We start from the raw sequence: 15,447 nt of genomic DNA, 5'->3' as shown, positions 1-15,447 counted from the left end.
CGACACCATGAAAACCACGCAACGCACTGCCTGGACGGCGCCGTCCGTCCTGCTCCTGACGCTTATCCTGGCCGGCTGCTCGGTCGCGCCCGTCTACGACAAACCGGCCGTGGACACGCCCGCCGCCTACAAGGAAGCCGCGCCCGAGGCCGACCCGCGCTGGAAAACAGCGCGGCCCGCCGAAGCGCTGGCGCGCGGACAATGGTGGACCGTGTTCGGCGATGCCGAACTGGACCGCCTGGAAGACCGCGCGCTGGCCGCCAACCAGAATCTCAAGGCCGCCGCGGCGCGCCTGGCCCAGGCCCGCGCCATGCTGGGCAGCGCCCGGGCCGAGCGCTATCCCGAGCTCAATGCCGGCTTCGGCCCGTCGCGCCAGCGACCTTCGCCCGCATCGCGCGGCCTGCCCGACGACGCGCCCAGTTCCGCCACGACGCTGTGGCGCGCCCAGGCCACGGTTTCCTACGAAGCCGACCTGTTCGGACGCATCGCGTCCGGCGTCGATGCCGCCTCGGCCCAGGCGGAACAGAGCGAAGCCCTGTTCCGCTCGGTGCAACTGGCCTTGCAGGCCGACGTGGCGCAGAATTATTTCCGGATGCGCGAACTGGATGCCGAGCAGCAGCTCTACGCCGCCACGGTCGCCCTGCGCGAGCGCAGCCTGAAGCTGGTGCAGCGGCGCTTCGACGAAGGCGACATCAGCGAACTGGACCTGGCGCGCTCGCGCACCGAGCTGGCCTCGGCGCAGGCCGAAGCGATCGAGATCGCGCGCCAGCGCAGCGCGGCGGAACACGCGCTGGCCATCCTGCTCGGCCAGCCGCCGGCCAGCTTCGGCCTGCCCGCCCGGCCGATCGCCCGCATGGCGGTGACGATCCCGGCCGGCCTACCGTCCGAACTGCTCGAACGCCGCCCCGACATCGCGGCCGCCGAGCGCGCCGTGGCCGCCGCCAATGCCCGCGTCGGCATCGCCCGGGCCGCCTTCTTCCCGCGCCTGTCGCTTACCGGCGCGCTGGGCTACGAGTCCGGGGAACTCGGCAATCTGCTCGACTGGCCGGCCCGCGCCTTCGTGCTCGGCCCCCTGGTCGGCACCGCGCTCACCCTGCCGATCTTCGACGGCGGCCGGCGCAGCGCCGAACTCGAACGCGCCCGAGCCGCCTACGAGGAAGACGTGGCCAACTACCGCCAGGCGGTGCTCGATGCCTTCCGCGAAGTGGAAGACAACCTGGCCAGCCTGCGCCTGCTCGACGAGCAGAACCGGGCGCAGGATGCCGCGGTCGCCTCGGCGGCCCGCGCCGCCGGGCTGTCCCAGATCCAGTACCGCGAAGGCTCGGTCAGCTACCTCGACGTCATCGACGCCGACCGCAACGTCTTGCAGCAGCGGCGCGCCGCCGTCCGCCTGGATGGCGAGCGGGCGCGCGCCACGGTGGGGTTGATCCGGGCCTTGGGCGGCGGGTGGAGCGAGGCTCCCCCTTCAACTGCAATGGTCGGCACGTCCATGGCCACGATCATTACGACACCCTGAACGAATTGACCGTTGCATCGACCGTGCGAACAGTCTCCTGGAGGCTCGCCGCCTGGGCCGCCATGGCGCCCGCGGCCTCCCGGTAATGTCCGGCCATGCCGGCCACGTCGTCCACGTGGCGCGCGACACCGTCGTTCAGCGAGGATTGCTCGCGCAGCGCCTGCCCGATGGCGGCCACCACCCTGGCCGCCCGCTCCGAGGCCGCGCTGAGCTCGCCCACGAAGCGGCCCGCTTCGGTCGCATTGGCCTGGCCCACCGCCACGGCTTCCACCACTTCCCGCATCAACTCGGCAGCGGCAGCCGTTTCATCGGCGATGCGCTCCACGGTCTGGCCGATCTGCAGGCTGGAGGCCGCGCTTTTCTCGGCCAGCGTCCTGACCTGCTCGGCGACGACGGCAAAGCCCCTGCCGTCCTCGCCCGCGCGCGCCGCCTCGATCGCTGCGTTCAGCGACAGCAGCTTGGTCTGGCCGGCGATATCGGAAATCAGGCGGGCCACGTGGCGAATCGACTCGCCATGCCGGTCCAGCGCGTCCAGCGCCCGCGACGCCGCCGTCATCCGCCCCGAGATCACATCCATGCGCTCGCCGGCGGTGCCGATCAGTTCACCGCCGTGCCGGGCCAGGCCGCAGGCCTCGCGGGACAGGCCGATCGCCTCTTCGACCGATCCGGCCACCTGGGTCATGCTCGCGGCCACGGTCTGCATGGATTCGGCCATGCGTCCCGCGGCGTCGCTCTGGCGGGCCGCCCCGCCGGCCACGCCCGCCGCGCCGGCCGACACTTCGTTGCCGGCGGCGTTCATGGTTGCCGACAGATCCTGCATCGTCGCCAGCGAGGTGCGCACGCGCGCCACGAGCCGATCCAGCGCGCGCGCCATGTCCGCCACCTCGTCGTTGCCCCGGGCTGCCGCGCGGGGACGGAAATCCAGATCATCGGCGATGGCGGCCAGGCGCGCCCGCATGCCGTCGATGGCGCCGACGATGGTGCGGCCGATGCGCCACGCCCCGGCCAGCACCAGGAGCATGGCGGCCAGGCCTATGCCGGCAATCATCGCCGCCAGGCGCCGGCTGGCCTGCCGTAATTCCGCCGCCCGCTCGGCCGCGGCCTGGGCGCCCGCTTCGGCCAGTGCCTGCATCGCTTGTTGCGCCTGCACATAATAGGATTCCTGCGCCGAATAGGCGGCCAGGTATTTCAGAAACAGGAATCGCTGGCGCTCCTCGGTCTCGGCTTCCACCAGTTGCGCGAGCAGATCCGTGAGCGGCTTTTCCTTCTCGGCCCAGGCATGGAAGGCCGCGTCGAAAGCGTCCAGCGCCTCGGACTCGCCCTGCGCCGCCGGCGCCTCGGACAGCGCCGCGCGAGCCGCCTCCATCGCGGCCCAGGTGCGCCCCTTCGACTGCAGCATGCGTTCCCACTCGTTGCGCGCCTCGATGGAATATTCGTCGGCCCACTGCAGCGGCTCCAGGCTGTGGCGGGCGATCTGCACCTGCCCTTCCCGCAGCGCGCCCAATGCCACCAGCGCCGGCACCCGCCGCTGCGCATAGTCGTCGACCGCGCCGCTCAGGCGCAACAATCCGGCCACCGCACAACCGGCCACAACCACCAGCGCGACGATGCCGGCAGTCCCCAAGGCGAACAATTTGCTGCGTATTTTCATGACACCCTAATGAAAACCCTAGGCCACAAATGACAACGGCGGGGTTCCCGAGAACCCCGCCGTTGCGCTTCATTCGCTTTATCGGCCCAGGCCGTACGGTGCTTGAGCAGCGTTACATCAATGAAATTCCCATGACATGTCGGCTAGCGGTACAGCCGGACCAGGCCCGCCACGTCGCCCCAGAAGACGTCCTCGTGTTCGGCCCGAATGGCCTGGTACAGGGCCGAGCAGAAGCCGGACACCGGCGTGCCCGCCTCCAGTTCGTCCGCCATGTCCTGCGAGATGCCGAGATCCTTGGCCATCAGTTCGACCGCGGTGCGTATCGGCTCGAACCGGCCGGCGGCCATCGACGGCCCGAATATCTGCAAAGGCTGCGAATCCGCAAAGCCGCCCGCCAATGCCGGGGCCAACTGGCCGAGATCGACGCCCGCCTTGCGCGCCAGCCCATAGGTCTCGGCAATGGTGAGCACATTCACGGCCACGATCATCTGGTTGCAGATTTTGGTGGTCTGGCCCGCGCCGGCCGGCCCCATGTACGTCACGCGCGCGGCGAGCGGGGCCAGCAAGGGCCGGGCAAGCTCGAGATCGGCCGCCTCGCCGCCGGCAAAGCAGATCAGCGACCCGCGCTCGGCGCCGGGCACGCCGCCCGATACCGGAGCATCGAGCCAGCCGGCTCCGGTCAATTCGCGCAGGCGGCGGCCGATGTCGCGTGCCTGCCCGGGAGAGATGGTCGAAAAATCGACCACCACCCTGCCCTGGCCGGCGGCGCCCGCCTCCGCCAGGCCGCCCGGCCCGAACGCGATCTGCTCGACGGCGGCGCCGTCTTTCACGCAAATCCCCACCACCTCCGCCTGCCGCAGCACATCCGCCGGCTCGGCCGCCACGGCCGCGCCGGCGCGCGCCAGTTCCTCCGCCTTGTCGGCGCTGCGGTTCCAGACCGTCACCGCATGGCCTGCGGCCAGCAACCGGGTCGCCATGGGCAGGCCCATGTTGCCAAGTCCGATGAATCCAAAACGGCGGGAAATATCCATGTACGGCCTCCAGTCGAACCGCGGCCGGTGTGCCGCGCAGCACCATGATAGCGTTGCTCGCCGCACCCCGGACGCCCGCGCACTGGACATGGGCGAATTGCGGTAAGGTAGCGGCAGAGCCGGCTTTCCCGCCGTCCGGCACACCACCGCTACCACCTACATGCCCAACAGTCCCTCGCGCAACCGATGGCGCGTGCGCGGCGAAATCACGTCGCGCCGCGAAGTCTTCCAGAGAACCATCGTCACCACGCTCCTGGTGATCGTCGCCGCCGACCTGATCGACTTGTGCATCAACCTCATCTACGCGCCCTTCCAGATCGTCCGCTCGGCCATCCAGACCACGCTGATCGCAAGCGTGCTGGGCAGCAGCGTGATCTACATCATGGCCATGGGAAATTACAAGCTCTATCAGATGAAATCGCACCTGGCGAACCTGAACCGGCTCGACCCCCATACCGGCCTGCTCAACCGCAGGGCCTTCATCGAACTGGCCGAGACGGCGCTGGCATCCGCTCGGCCGCACGTGCTGATGCTGGCCGACGTCGACGCCTTCAAGCGCATCAACGACATCTACGGACACCCCACCGGCGATCACGTGATCGTGACCCTGGCGCGCCTGATGCGTTCCGTTTTCGGACCTCCCTGCGAAGTCGCGCGCATGGGCGGCGAAGAATTTTCCGCGCTGCTGGTGCCCGCCACGCTGGAGGAGGCCGTGCGCCTGGCCGAAGCATTCGTGCGCCAGGTGGCGGTGGCGGACTTCTCCATGAACGGCCCGCCGCTGCACGTCAGCGTCAGTGTCGGCCTGATACCCATCGCCCGCGGCGCCAGCTTCGCCGACATCTACGCGCGCGCCGACCAGGCCATGTACCGCGCGAAAGCGGATGGCGGCAACCGTGTGAAGGTTGCCTCCTGAGGGACGCCCCTTACAGCGTGCCCTTCCGGCTCCCGATCAGGGACTACCCTTAGCGCACGGGCGTGCGCGCGCGCCCCGGGCAGGCTCAAACCGTTGGTACACGCGAGCCTCAGCCCCCGGCCCGGGGATTCGTCACGATCCTGAAACCTAGTTTTGCGGGCAAAGCCCATTCTGAAGCCGCGTCCCTGCTGGTCTAATTGATCGCGAAACCAGGAGGACGCGGTGAGAATCAGCAAGCTGGAACCGGAGCAGTTCACGCAGTTGCAGAAAGATCTCTACGAGCGCATTGCCGGCAAGCGCGGCCAGGTCAGAGGCCCCTACCTGGCGTGGATGCACCGGCCCGAACTCTGCGACATCGTCGAGAAACTGAATTCCTATTTCCGCTGGGACAGTCCCATTACCGGCCGCATCAGCGAATTGTGCATCCTGCTCACCGCGCGCTATTGGGACGCCGCCTATTCCTGGGTCGCCCATGCGCCCAAGGCGGTCGAGGAAGGCGTCTCCCAGGAAGCGGTCGACGCGCTCGCCCTCACGGGCCGTGCCGATTTCACCGCCGAAGACGAACGCGTGTTTTTCCGCTTCGCCGATGAACTGCTGCGCGAGCATTTCGTCAGCGATGCCACCTACGCCGACGCGGTACGCGTATTCGGCGAGGAAGGCGTGATCGACATGGTAGGGGCCATCGGCGCCTTCTCCATGCTCGCCATGCTGCTCAATGTCTTCCAGATCGACATGCACTCCGGACGGCAGGAGCCCTTTCCGGACGTCAGCGGCTACCGGCGCACCGGCACCAAGCCGCGTTGACGCGCCCTCCCCACCATTCAAGCAGGAAGGAAACCATGGACTACGGAATTGGCGGCCGGGTGGCCGTCGTGACCGGCGGCACGCACGGCATCGGGCTGGCGACTGCCAGGACATTCCTCGATCTGGGCGCGCGGGTCGCGATCTGCGGCCGCGATCCGCAGCGCCTCGAACAGGCCCGCGTCGCGCTGGGCGCCGGCCCCGACCGGCTGCTGGCCACCACGTGCGACGTACTCGATCCCGCCCAGGTCCAGCGCTTGCGCGACGCCGTGGCCGACTCTTTCGGCGGCGCCGACATGCTCATCAACAACGCCGGCCAGGCGCGGCTGGGCAACATGGAGCAGACCGAAGACCAGGAGTGGATGGACGAGTACCAGCTCAAGATATTCTCGGTGCTCCACCCCACCCGCGCCTTCCGGTCGCTGCTGGCCGAGTCCGGCCAGGGCGCCGTGGTCAACATCAACTCGCTGGTCTCGCAGCGTCCGCATCCGCACATGGCGGCCACCAGCGCCGCCCGCGCCGGCCAGCTGAACATGTCCAAGACCATGTCGCTGTGGCTCGCGGCCGATCGCATCCGCGTCAATTCCGTGCTGGTCGGGCTGGTCAAGTCCGGCCAGTGGGAGCGGCGCTTCCAGAAGCAGGACAAATTCGCCACCTACCAGGAATACCTGGACGACCTCGTCGCCCAGCGCAAGGTGCCGCTCGGCCGCTTCGGCGAATCCGAGGAAGTGGCCCGCACGATCGCCTTCCTGGCTTCGCCCGGCGCGGGCTACATCACGGGATCGTGGATAGACGTGACCGGAGGAATGAAGCCTCATGTCTGAGCAAGCCCGCCAGCAGGCCGCGCCTGGATCCCCGACCGTCGGCGATCTCGTCGTCGCCTTTCTCGAATGCCTGGGCGTCCGGACCGTCTTCGGCATCATCAGCATCCACAACCTGCCGATCGCCGATGCGCTGGCGCGGCGCGACGCGATCCGCTTCGTGCCGGTGCGCAACGAGGCCGGCGCCGTCAACATGGCCGATGCCGGCGCGCGCAGCACCGGCCGCATCGGCGTCCTGCTCACGTCCACCGGCGCCGGCTGCGCCAATGCCTGTGCCGGGCTGCTCGAATGCCTGGGCGCCGGCACGCCGCTGCTGCACATCACGGGCAACGTCGAGACCCGCTACCTGGACCGGGTCACCGGCTACACGCACGAGACTCCCACCCAGTTCCGCATGCTGGAAGGCGTGTCCAAGGCAGCCTTCCGCGTGCATACGCCGGAGACCGCGCTCGGCACGCTGCGCGAAGCGGCGCGCGTCGCGCTGAGCGCGCCCCGCGGCCCCGTCACCGTCGAGATCCCGATCGACGTACAGAAGATGCCGGTCTGCCTGCCTGCCGACTTCGGCCTGGTGCCGCCATCCCCCATCGAGCCTTGCGATGCCGCGGTCGAGCGAATCGCCGCCATGCTGCGCCGCGCCCGCCGGCCGATGCTGTGGCTGGGCGGCGGCGCGGCCGAGGCCGGCGATGCCAGCCTCGCGCTGCTGCGCGCCGGCATGGGCGCGGCCTCCAGCGTGCAGGGACGCGGCATCGTGCCCGACGACCATCCGCAAAACCTGGGCTCCATGGCCTCGCTGGGCGCCGCGCCCGATTTCCTGGGCAGTTGCGACTTCATGCTGGTGGCCGGTTCGCGGCTGCGCAGCGCGCAGACGCATTCGTTCCGACTGCCTCTGCCCCATCCGCTGGTCATCGTCGATGCCGATCCGCGCGCGGAAAACCGCAACTATCCATGCGACGCCTTCGTCTGCGCCGATGCGCAGCGCTTTCTGTCGGCGCTGGCCGGCAAGCTCGGCAAGCTCGACCTGGATCCGGCCTTTCACGACGACCTGCGCGCCGCCCGCCGTTCCGCGGAGAGCACGCTGCGCGCCATGCTCGGTCCCTACGAAGCGCTGCTGGACGCGCTCATCGAGCACGCTCCCGCCGATTTCAACTGGGTGCGCGACATCACCATCAGCAACAGCACCTGGGGCAATCGCCTGCCGCCCCTGCGGGCGCCGCGCCGCGGCGTCTACTCGGTCAGCGGAGCCATCGGCATGGGACTGGCGCAGGGCATAGGGGCAGCCATCGCCGCGCCGCAGCGCAAGACCATCGCATTGGTCGGCGACGGCGGGTTGTCGCTGTCGCTGGGCGAGGTCGCCACCGCGGTACAGGAGCGGGCCAACCTCACCATCATCCTGATGAACGACGGCGGCTACGGCATCATGCGCAACCTCCAGGACGCGCATTTCGGCGGACGCCGCTTCGCTGCCGACCTGCTCATGCCGGACTTCGGGCTGTTCGCCCGGTCGCTGGGCCTGCCGCACCGACGCGTCGCCCACCCACAGGGCTTCTCCGACGCGCTGCGGGAAATGCTCGCCATCGACGGCCCCAGCCTGCTGGAAGCCGACATGGCAGCCATCGGCCCGTTCGCCCAGGCCTTCGGCGGACCGCCCACGCCCTACAACCAGAAGAGCGCCTGACAGGCGCCAGCGAGGAGGCATCGAGCATGTACCCGGACACCCGGCTCTTCATCGACGGCCAATGGCGCGCGGGCGGCAACGGCGAGCTGCCCGTCTACGATCCTGCCACCGAAGCAAGGATAGGCTCCGTGGCGCACGCCGGCCCGGCGGACCTGGACGATGCGCTGGCAGCCGCCGCGCGCGCCTTCGACACCTGGCGGGCGGTGCCTGCGCCGGAGCGCGCGCGGCGGCTGCACGCGGTGGCCGACCACCTGCGCGGCCAGGCGGACCGGATCGCCCGCATCATTACGTGCGAAGAGGGCAAGCCGCTCGACCAGGCCCTGCACGAATGCGCCAGTTCCGCCGAGGTGTTCGACTGGTGTGCCGAAGAAGCCCGGCGCCTCTACGGGCGCACCATTCCCGCCCGCGTGCCGGACGTACTGCAGATCGTCGAACGCGAGCCGGTCGGCCCGGTGGCGGCCTTCACTCCCTGGAATTTCCCGCTCTCCCAGGTGGCGCGCAAGGTCGCCGCCGCGCTCGCGGCCGGCTGTTCCGTCGTGCTGAAGGCCGCCGAGGACACGCCTGCGACCGCCGCCTGCCTGATGCGCGCCATCGAGGCTGCCGGCCTGCCCGCCGGCGTGGCGAACCTGGTGTTCGGCAATCCGGCGGAGATTTCCGCGCGCCTGATCGCCAGCCCCGCCATACGCAAGGTGTCTTTCACCGGCTCGACCGCGGTAGGTAGGCAGCTGGCCGAACTGGCCGGCCGCCACATGAAGCCCATCACCGCGGAGCTGGGCGGACACGCGCCGGCCATCGTCTTCGACGACGCCGACCTGGACCGCGCCATTCCCCTGCTGGCAGCGGCCAAGTACCGCAATGCCGGGCAGATCTGCATCTCCCCCACCCGCTTCCTGGTCCAGGAAGGCATCTATGACGACTTCGTCGCGCGTTTCGCATCGCAGGCCGACGCCATCCGGCTCGGCCACGGTCTCGAAAGCGGCACCGGCATGGGTCCGCTGATCCACGAACGGCGCGTGCGCGCGGCCGAGGCTTTCGTCGCCGACGCGCTCGAACGCGGCGCGCAATTGCGGGCGGGCGGCGAGCGGCCCGGCGGCAAGGGCTGGTTCTATCGTCCGACGGTGCTGGCGGGGCTGCCCGCCGACGCGCGCATCATGAACGAGGAGCCCTTCGCCCCTATCGCGGCCATCACGCCGTTCCGCGACGACCGCGACGCCATCGCCGAGGCCAACCGCCTGCCCTACGGCCTGGCGGCATACGCCTATACCCGCTCGATGGCACGCGCGGCCCTGGCCGCCCGGGCCATCGAAGCAGGCATGGTGTCGATCAACCACCAGGGACTGGGCCCGATCGAGGCGCCCTTCGGCGGCGTCAAGGATTCGGGGCACGGCCGCGAGGGAGGCACCGAGGCCGTCGATGCGTACCTCGTCACGAAGTACGTCACGCATTTCACCCAGAGACTCTGACGAAGGACACGACGTGGTCACTTATGTATTGAGGCGCGCATTGCAGGCCATGGCCGTGCTGCTTGCGGTGTCCCTGGTGGTGTTCATGGGGCTGTATGCGATCGGCAACCCGGTCGACATCCTGCTGCCCGACGACGCGACCGAGTCCGAGCGGGTCGCCGCCATCCGCGCGCTGGGCCTGGACCAGCCGATCTGGACGCAATACCTGCGCTTCCTGGTCAATGCGCTGCACGGCGACCTGAGCAACTCTTTCGTCTACAACATGCCGTCCATCGACCTGATCCTGCAACGCCTGCCGGCCACGCTGGAACTGGCGCTGGCGGCGCTCTTCATCGCGCTGCTCATCGGTGCGCCGCTGGGCCTGATCGCCGGCCTCAAGCCGAACACCTGGATGGACAAGACCATTACCACCGGGTCCATCCTGGGCTTCTCGCTGCCCAACTTCTGGCAAGGACTGATGCTGATCCTGATCTTCGCCGTAGGACTCGGCTGGTTCCCTGCCAGCGGCCGCGGCCAGACCGGCTCGCTGTTCGGCGCCCAGACCAGCTTCGCCACGCTCGACGGCCTGCACCATCTGTTCCTGCCTGCGCTGAACCTGGCGCTGTTCAAGATGGCAATGGTCATCCGCCTGACCCGTGCCCAGGTGCGTGAAGTCATGCCCATGGATTTCGTCAGATTCGCCCGCGCCAAGGGCCTGACAGAGCGCCGCATCATCACCACCCACGTCGCCAAGACCATCGCCGCGCCCATCATCACCGTGATCGGACTGGAGTTCGGATCCATGCTGGCGTTCGCCGTGGTGACCGAATCCATCTTCGCCTGGCCGGGCATGGGAAAACTGATCATCGACTCCATCGTCCGCCTCGACCGGCCGGTCGTGGCGGCCTATCTGCTGGTAATCACCACGCTGTTCGTGGCGATCAACCTGGTGGTGGATCTGCTCTACATGGCGCTCGACCCGAGAACGAGAGATATATAGGCCCCCCGAATAACAAGTGGTTGGGGGGTGAGTGCTCCCTGAAGGAGATAGCGTTGTCAGAGGCTAGAGTGGTGATCGAGGGAACGGTCCCGGTTGTTGCGGGAACGGTGAAGCGAGCGCCGGGGCGGTTGCGGGCGGTGTGGGGCGAGTTCGCCGAGAGCCGGCTCGCGGTCGGAGGGCTGGCGGTGTGCGCACTGCTGGTGCTCATGGCGCTTTTTGCGCCGATGCTCGCCCCCCAGGACCCGTACGACCTGGCGCAGGTCGGGTTCATGGACGGCAGCCTGCCGCCCATGTCCCGATCGATGGAGGGGCACCTGTTCGTGCTGGGCACTGACGTGCAGGGCCGCGACATGTTCTCGGCCATGCTGTTCGGCCTGCGCACCAGCCTGTTCGTCGGTGTCGTGTCGGGTGTGATCGCCATCGTGCTGGGCGTGCTGATCGGGCTGCTGGCCGCGTACGCCGGCGGCTTCGTCGATGCATTGATCATGCGCGTGGTGGATTTCATGCTGAGTTTCCCCACCATCCTGGTCGCGCTGATGCTGCTCGCCGTGCTGGGCCAGGGGGTGGACAAGGTGATCCTCGCGCTGGTGCTGGTGCAATGGGCGCATTTCGCGCGCACGATACGGTCGGTGGCGCTGAGCGAGCGGCGCATGGAATACATCGAGGCGGCGCGTTCGCTGGGGCTGGGCAGGCTGCGCATCGTGCTCGGCCACCTGGCGCCGAACTGCATTCCGCCCATCATCGTGCTGGGCACCATCCAGATCGCCTCGGCCATTTCCGCCGAAGCGACGCTTTCCTTCCTGGGGCTGGGCCTGCCCATCACCAAGCCTTCGCTGGGGCTGCTGATCGCCAACGGCTACAACGTCATGATGGCCGGCCTGTACTGGATCAGCGTGTTTCCGGGCATGCTCCTGCTGGTGCTGATCTTCGCCATCAACATCGTCGGCGACCAACTGCGCGAAGTCCTCAATCCGAGGAATGCGCGATGAAAAGGCTACTCGAAATCCGCGGGCTGCGCACCCATTTCCACACCCGCGCCGGCGTGGTGAAGTCGGTGGACGGGATCGACATCGACCTGGACGAAGGCGAGGTGCTGGGCCTGGTCGGGGAAAGCGGGTCGGGCAAGAGCGTCACCAGTTTTTCCATCCTCGGGCTGATCGATGCGCCGGGCCGCATCTCCGGGTCGGTCCGTTTCCGCGGACGCGAGCTGGTCGGCGCGCCTCCGGAAGACTTGCGCGCCATACGCGGCCGCGAGATCGCGATGATCTTCCAGGACCCGATGATGACGCTGACCCCGGTGCTTCGCATCGAGACCCAGATGGTCGAAGCCATCCTGGCGCACGAGAAGGTGTCGCGCCGCGCCGCGCGCGCCCGCGCGCTGGAGGTGCTGCGCATGGTGAGCATCCCGTCTCCCGAGGAACGACTGCGCGCCTATCCGCACCAGTTCTCCGGCGGCATGCGCCAGCGCGTTGCCATCGCCATTGCGCTGCTGCACCGACCCGCGCTGATCCTGGCCGACGAGCCGACCACCGCGCTGGACGTCACCATCCAGGGCCAGATCCTGGCCCAGATGCAGGAACTGGTGGCCCAGACCGGCTCGGCCATGATCTGGGTCAGCCACGACCTGGCCGTGGTCGAGGCCATCGCCGATCGCATTGCGGTGATGTACGCGGGCAAGATCGTCGAATACGGCCCGTCGCAGCCGGTGATCGCGGCGCCCGCCCATCCCTACACACGCGGCCTGATCGACTCCATCCCCGGCAACACGCCGCACGGCCAGAAGCTGCGGCCCATTCCCGGCATGACGCCGTCGCTGCTGGCGCTGCCGCCGGGCTGCGCCTTCGCGCCGCGCTGCGCCTACCGGCTGGATGCCTGCGCGGCGCCGCCGCCGGTCAACGGCGCCGGGGGACAGCGCTGGGTGCGCTGTATCGCGCCGCTCCACGCCCCGGAAGATGCCTGCGGCACCGCCCCGCCGCCCAGAGCGGAACAGACCTCGCGCAGCGACATGGGAGCCGTGCAATGAATCCCCATCTTTCCCTGACCGACGTCTCCAGAGTCTTCACGCGCAAACCCGACCTGGTCGACCGCTTCGTGCAGCGCCTGGGCGGCAAACCCTTTCCCGTCGTCCGCGCGGTGGACCGGGTGACGCTGGAGGTCGGCCGCGGCGAGGCGCTCGGACTGGTCGGCGAATCGGGATGCGGCAAATCCACGCTGGGCCGCATCGTTTCCGGCATCCTGCCGCCCTCTTCCGGCGCGGTCTCGTTCGACAATGGCGCCCGCGCCGACGGCCGGCGCGCGCACGGCGACCGCCTGGGCATACAGATGGTGTTCCAGGATCCGATGTCCTCGCTGAACCGGCGCAAGCGCATCGTCGACATCATCGGCGAGGCACCGGTCTACCATGGCCTGGTCGCCCGCAAGGACAAGGCCGACAAGGTCGCGGCGCTGATGCGCGAGGTCGGCCTGGACCCCAGCTACGCCAGCCGGTTTCCGCACCAGTTCTCCGGCGGCCAGCGGCAGCGCATCGGCATCGCCCGCGCGCTGGCCGTGGAACCCAGCCTGCTGGTATGCGACGAGGCAGTCTCCGCGCTGGACGTATCGGTACAGGCGCAGGTGCTCAACCTGTTCATGGACCTGCGCGAGCGGCGCGGCCTGACGTATCTGTTCATCAGCCACGACCTGGGGGTCGTCAAGCACCTGACCGACCGGGTCGCCGTCATGTACCTGGGGCGCATCGTCGAGATCGGACCCACGCAGGAAATCTTCTCGCGGCCGGCCCACCCCTATACCCAGTTGCTGCTGTCCGAGGCCCCCCGCCTCGGACGCGGCCACAAGCGCTACCGGTCGGCCGCCAGCGACCTGCCGTCGCCGCTGGCGCCGCCGCCGGGCTGCCACTTCCATACGCGCTGTCCCCATGCCATACCCGCTTGCAGCCGTTCCATCCCTCTGTTGACGGCCGTCGGGCCGGACAGGAAAGCCGCCTGCCATCTCATCGAACAAACCAGGAAGGAGACCCCGTGAAACTCTCGAGATATATCCTGGCGCTGGCCTGCGCCATCATTTGCGCACCCGCCCCCGCCCAGACGCTGGTCATCGGCGCAGCCAACGACGCCACATCGATGGATCCGCAATTCACCCGCGCGGCGTCGAACCAGAACTTCGTCAACCACATCTACGAACGCCTGATCGAACCGGGCAAGGACGGCAAGACCACGCCCTACCTCGCCGAACGCTGGCAGAATCTCGATCCCAAGACCTGGATGGTCTACCTGCGCAAGGGAGTGAAGTTCCACAACGGCTCGCCCTTCACCGCGGACGACGTGGTGTTCTCCATCGAACGCGCGCCCAAGGTGCCGAATTCGCCGGCCTCGTTCGCCGCCGCCGTGGCCGAGGTCGACAAAATGGAGATCGTCGACAGCCACACCATCAAGTTCACCACCAAGACGCCCTCGCCGCGCTTCATCGAAGACGTCGGCTACGTGCACATCCTGGACAAGGAAACCTCCCAGGGCATGGCCACCGCCGATTTCAACAGCGGCAAGGCCGCCATCGGCACCGGCCCCTACAAGTTCGTTTCATGGACACCGGGCGACAAGCTCGAGCTGGTCCGCAACGAGGACTACTGGGGTCCCAAGCCCGCCTATCAGCGCGTCACGCTGCGCTTCATCGGCAACAACGCCGCCCGCCTCGCGGCGCTGCGCTCCGGCCAGGTCGACCTGATCGACCAGGTGCCGGTGCTCGACGTCAAGAGCCTGGAGAAGGATCCCAACTTCCGCGTAACGTCCGCCGCCACCTACCGCATCATCTACCTGGCGCTCAACCAGAACGCGGATGCGCCGCTGCTGACCGACCTGAACGGCAAGCCGCTGCCCAAGAACCCGCTGCAGGACAAGCGCGTGCGCCAGGCCATGTCGCTCATGATCGATCGCCAGGCCATCACCGATCGCCTGCTGCAGGGCGCCGGGCAGCCCGCCAACCAGTTCGTCAACGACCAGTCGTTCGGCTTCGATCCCAAGCTGCCGGCGATCAAGCCCGACGTCAAGCGCGCCAAGCAGCTGCTGGCCGAGGCGGGCTACCCGAACGGCTTCGGAATCACCGTGCACGGCTCGAACGACCGCTATCCGCAGGACGGCGAACTCGTCCAGGCGCTGGGCCAGATGTTCTCGCGCGGCGGCCTGAAGGTGAACGGCGTGGTCGCCCTGCCCTATACCGTCTATGCCAAGGAAGCCGTGGACAACAAATATGCGGCCTTCACCTTCAGCTACGGCAACGCCACCGCCGAATCGCTGCGCGGCCTGCTGGCCACGCTGCACACACGGCTCAAGGGCGACGTCGGCACCTTGAACCGCTTCGGCTATTCCAATCCCAAAGTGGATGAAGCCATCGACGGCGCCGCCAGCGAATTCAATGCCCAGAAACAGGAGCAGTACCTGCAGGAGGCCGCCGCGCTGGTCTACGACGACGCCGCCTTCCTGCCGCTCTACTTCCAGCGGCTGTACTGGATCTCGAAGAAAGGCGTGGACTTCGATGCCTGGTCGGATGAACGCAGCTTCGCCTGGCGCGCCAAGCCGGCCAAATAGGGACGTGGATCGACGAG

General features: G+C 68.4%; 13 protein-coding genes. 11 read left to right on the top strand and 2 right to left on the bottom strand.

Features of this window, described 5'->3' with window-relative positions:
* Positions 1–7 precede the first annotated feature (7 nt).
* The gene (locus PIGHUM_RS15245) at positions 8–1,516 is read left to right on the top strand and encodes an efflux transporter outer membrane subunit (protein WP_124080414.1); all 1,509 of its coding nucleotides are present in this window, start codon (positions 8–10) and stop codon (positions 1,514–1,516) included.
* Here PIGHUM_RS15245 and PIGHUM_RS15240 read toward each other — a convergent pair.
* Positions 1,503–3,167: a methyl-accepting chemotaxis protein gene (locus tag PIGHUM_RS15240; RefSeq protein WP_124080413.1), complete on the bottom strand. Its 1,665-nt coding sequence runs from the start codon at positions 3,165–3,167 to the stop codon at positions 1,503–1,505. The two genes, PIGHUM_RS15245 and PIGHUM_RS15240, sit on opposite strands and share 14 nt — an antisense overlap.
* A 143-nt stretch (positions 3,168–3,310) precedes the next feature.
* Positions 3,311–4,198, bottom strand: coding sequence for an NAD(P)-dependent oxidoreductase (locus PIGHUM_RS15235; RefSeq protein ID WP_160142294.1), 888 nt, complete (start codon positions 4,196–4,198; stop codon positions 3,311–3,313).
* A 160-nt stretch (positions 4,199–4,358) separates the two neighbouring features.
* Here PIGHUM_RS15235 and PIGHUM_RS15230 point away from each other — a divergent pair, with 160 nt between their 5' ends.
* From PIGHUM_RS15230 to PIGHUM_RS15185, 10 genes are all read left to right on the top strand, one after another.
* Complete coding sequence (locus PIGHUM_RS15230) at positions 4,359–5,111, top strand: GGDEF domain-containing protein (protein WP_124080411.1); 753 nt, start codon at positions 4,359–4,361, stop codon at positions 5,109–5,111.
* Between the two features lie 222 nt (positions 5,112–5,333).
* Positions 5,334–5,915 (top strand): carboxymuconolactone decarboxylase family protein, encoded by a 582-nt coding sequence (locus tag PIGHUM_RS15225; RefSeq protein ID WP_124080410.1) that lies wholly within the window; start codon positions 5,334–5,336, stop codon positions 5,913–5,915.
* Positions 5,916–5,950: 35 nt separating this feature from the next.
* A complete protein-coding gene (locus PIGHUM_RS15220; protein WP_124080409.1) occupies positions 5,951–6,736 on the top strand; it encodes an SDR family oxidoreductase in 786 nt (261 codons plus the stop codon).
* Positions 6,729–8,408: a thiamine pyrophosphate-binding protein gene (locus PIGHUM_RS15215; RefSeq protein ID WP_124080408.1), complete on the top strand. Its 1,680-nt coding sequence runs from the start codon at positions 6,729–6,731 to the stop codon at positions 8,406–8,408. The genes PIGHUM_RS15220 and PIGHUM_RS15215 overlap by 8 nt, the downstream gene beginning before the upstream one ends.
* 26 nt (positions 8,409–8,434) lie before the next feature.
* Positions 8,435–9,871, top strand: coding sequence for an NAD-dependent succinate-semialdehyde dehydrogenase (locus PIGHUM_RS15210; protein ID WP_124080407.1), 1,437 nt, complete (start codon positions 8,435–8,437; stop codon positions 9,869–9,871).
* 13 nt (positions 9,872–9,884) lie between these two features.
* Positions 9,885–10,850 (top strand): ABC transporter permease, encoded by a 966-nt coding sequence (locus PIGHUM_RS15205; protein WP_124080406.1) that lies wholly within the window; start codon positions 9,885–9,887, stop codon positions 10,848–10,850.
* 107 nt (positions 10,851–10,957) lie between these two features.
* Positions 10,958–11,839, top strand: coding sequence for an ABC transporter permease (locus PIGHUM_RS15200; RefSeq protein WP_425466731.1), 882 nt, complete (start codon positions 10,958–10,960; stop codon positions 11,837–11,839).
* Positions 11,836–12,873 (top strand): ABC transporter ATP-binding protein, encoded by a 1,038-nt coding sequence (locus PIGHUM_RS15195; protein WP_124080405.1) that lies wholly within the window; start codon positions 11,836–11,838, stop codon positions 12,871–12,873. Before PIGHUM_RS15200 ends, PIGHUM_RS15195 begins: the two co-directional genes overlap by 4 nt.
* Entirely contained in the window at positions 12,870–13,871 is a 1,002-nt protein-coding gene (locus tag PIGHUM_RS15190) for an ABC transporter ATP-binding protein (RefSeq protein ID WP_124080404.1), read from the top strand. The genes PIGHUM_RS15195 and PIGHUM_RS15190 overlap by 4 nt, the downstream gene beginning before the upstream one ends.
* Positions 13,868–15,430 (top strand): ABC transporter substrate-binding protein, encoded by a 1,563-nt coding sequence (locus tag PIGHUM_RS15185; RefSeq protein WP_124080403.1) that lies wholly within the window; start codon positions 13,868–13,870, stop codon positions 15,428–15,430. Before PIGHUM_RS15190 ends, PIGHUM_RS15185 begins: the two co-directional genes overlap by 4 nt.
* Positions 15,431–15,447 lie beyond the last annotated feature (17 nt).

Source organism: Pigmentiphaga humi (genome assembly GCF_900606115.1).
GTDB classification, from domain to species: Bacteria; Pseudomonadota; Gammaproteobacteria; order Burkholderiales; family Burkholderiaceae_B; genus Pigmentiphaga; species Pigmentiphaga humi.
Note: the sequence above shows the minus strand (reverse complement) of the source record. Positions and strands in the feature narration are given on the sequence as shown.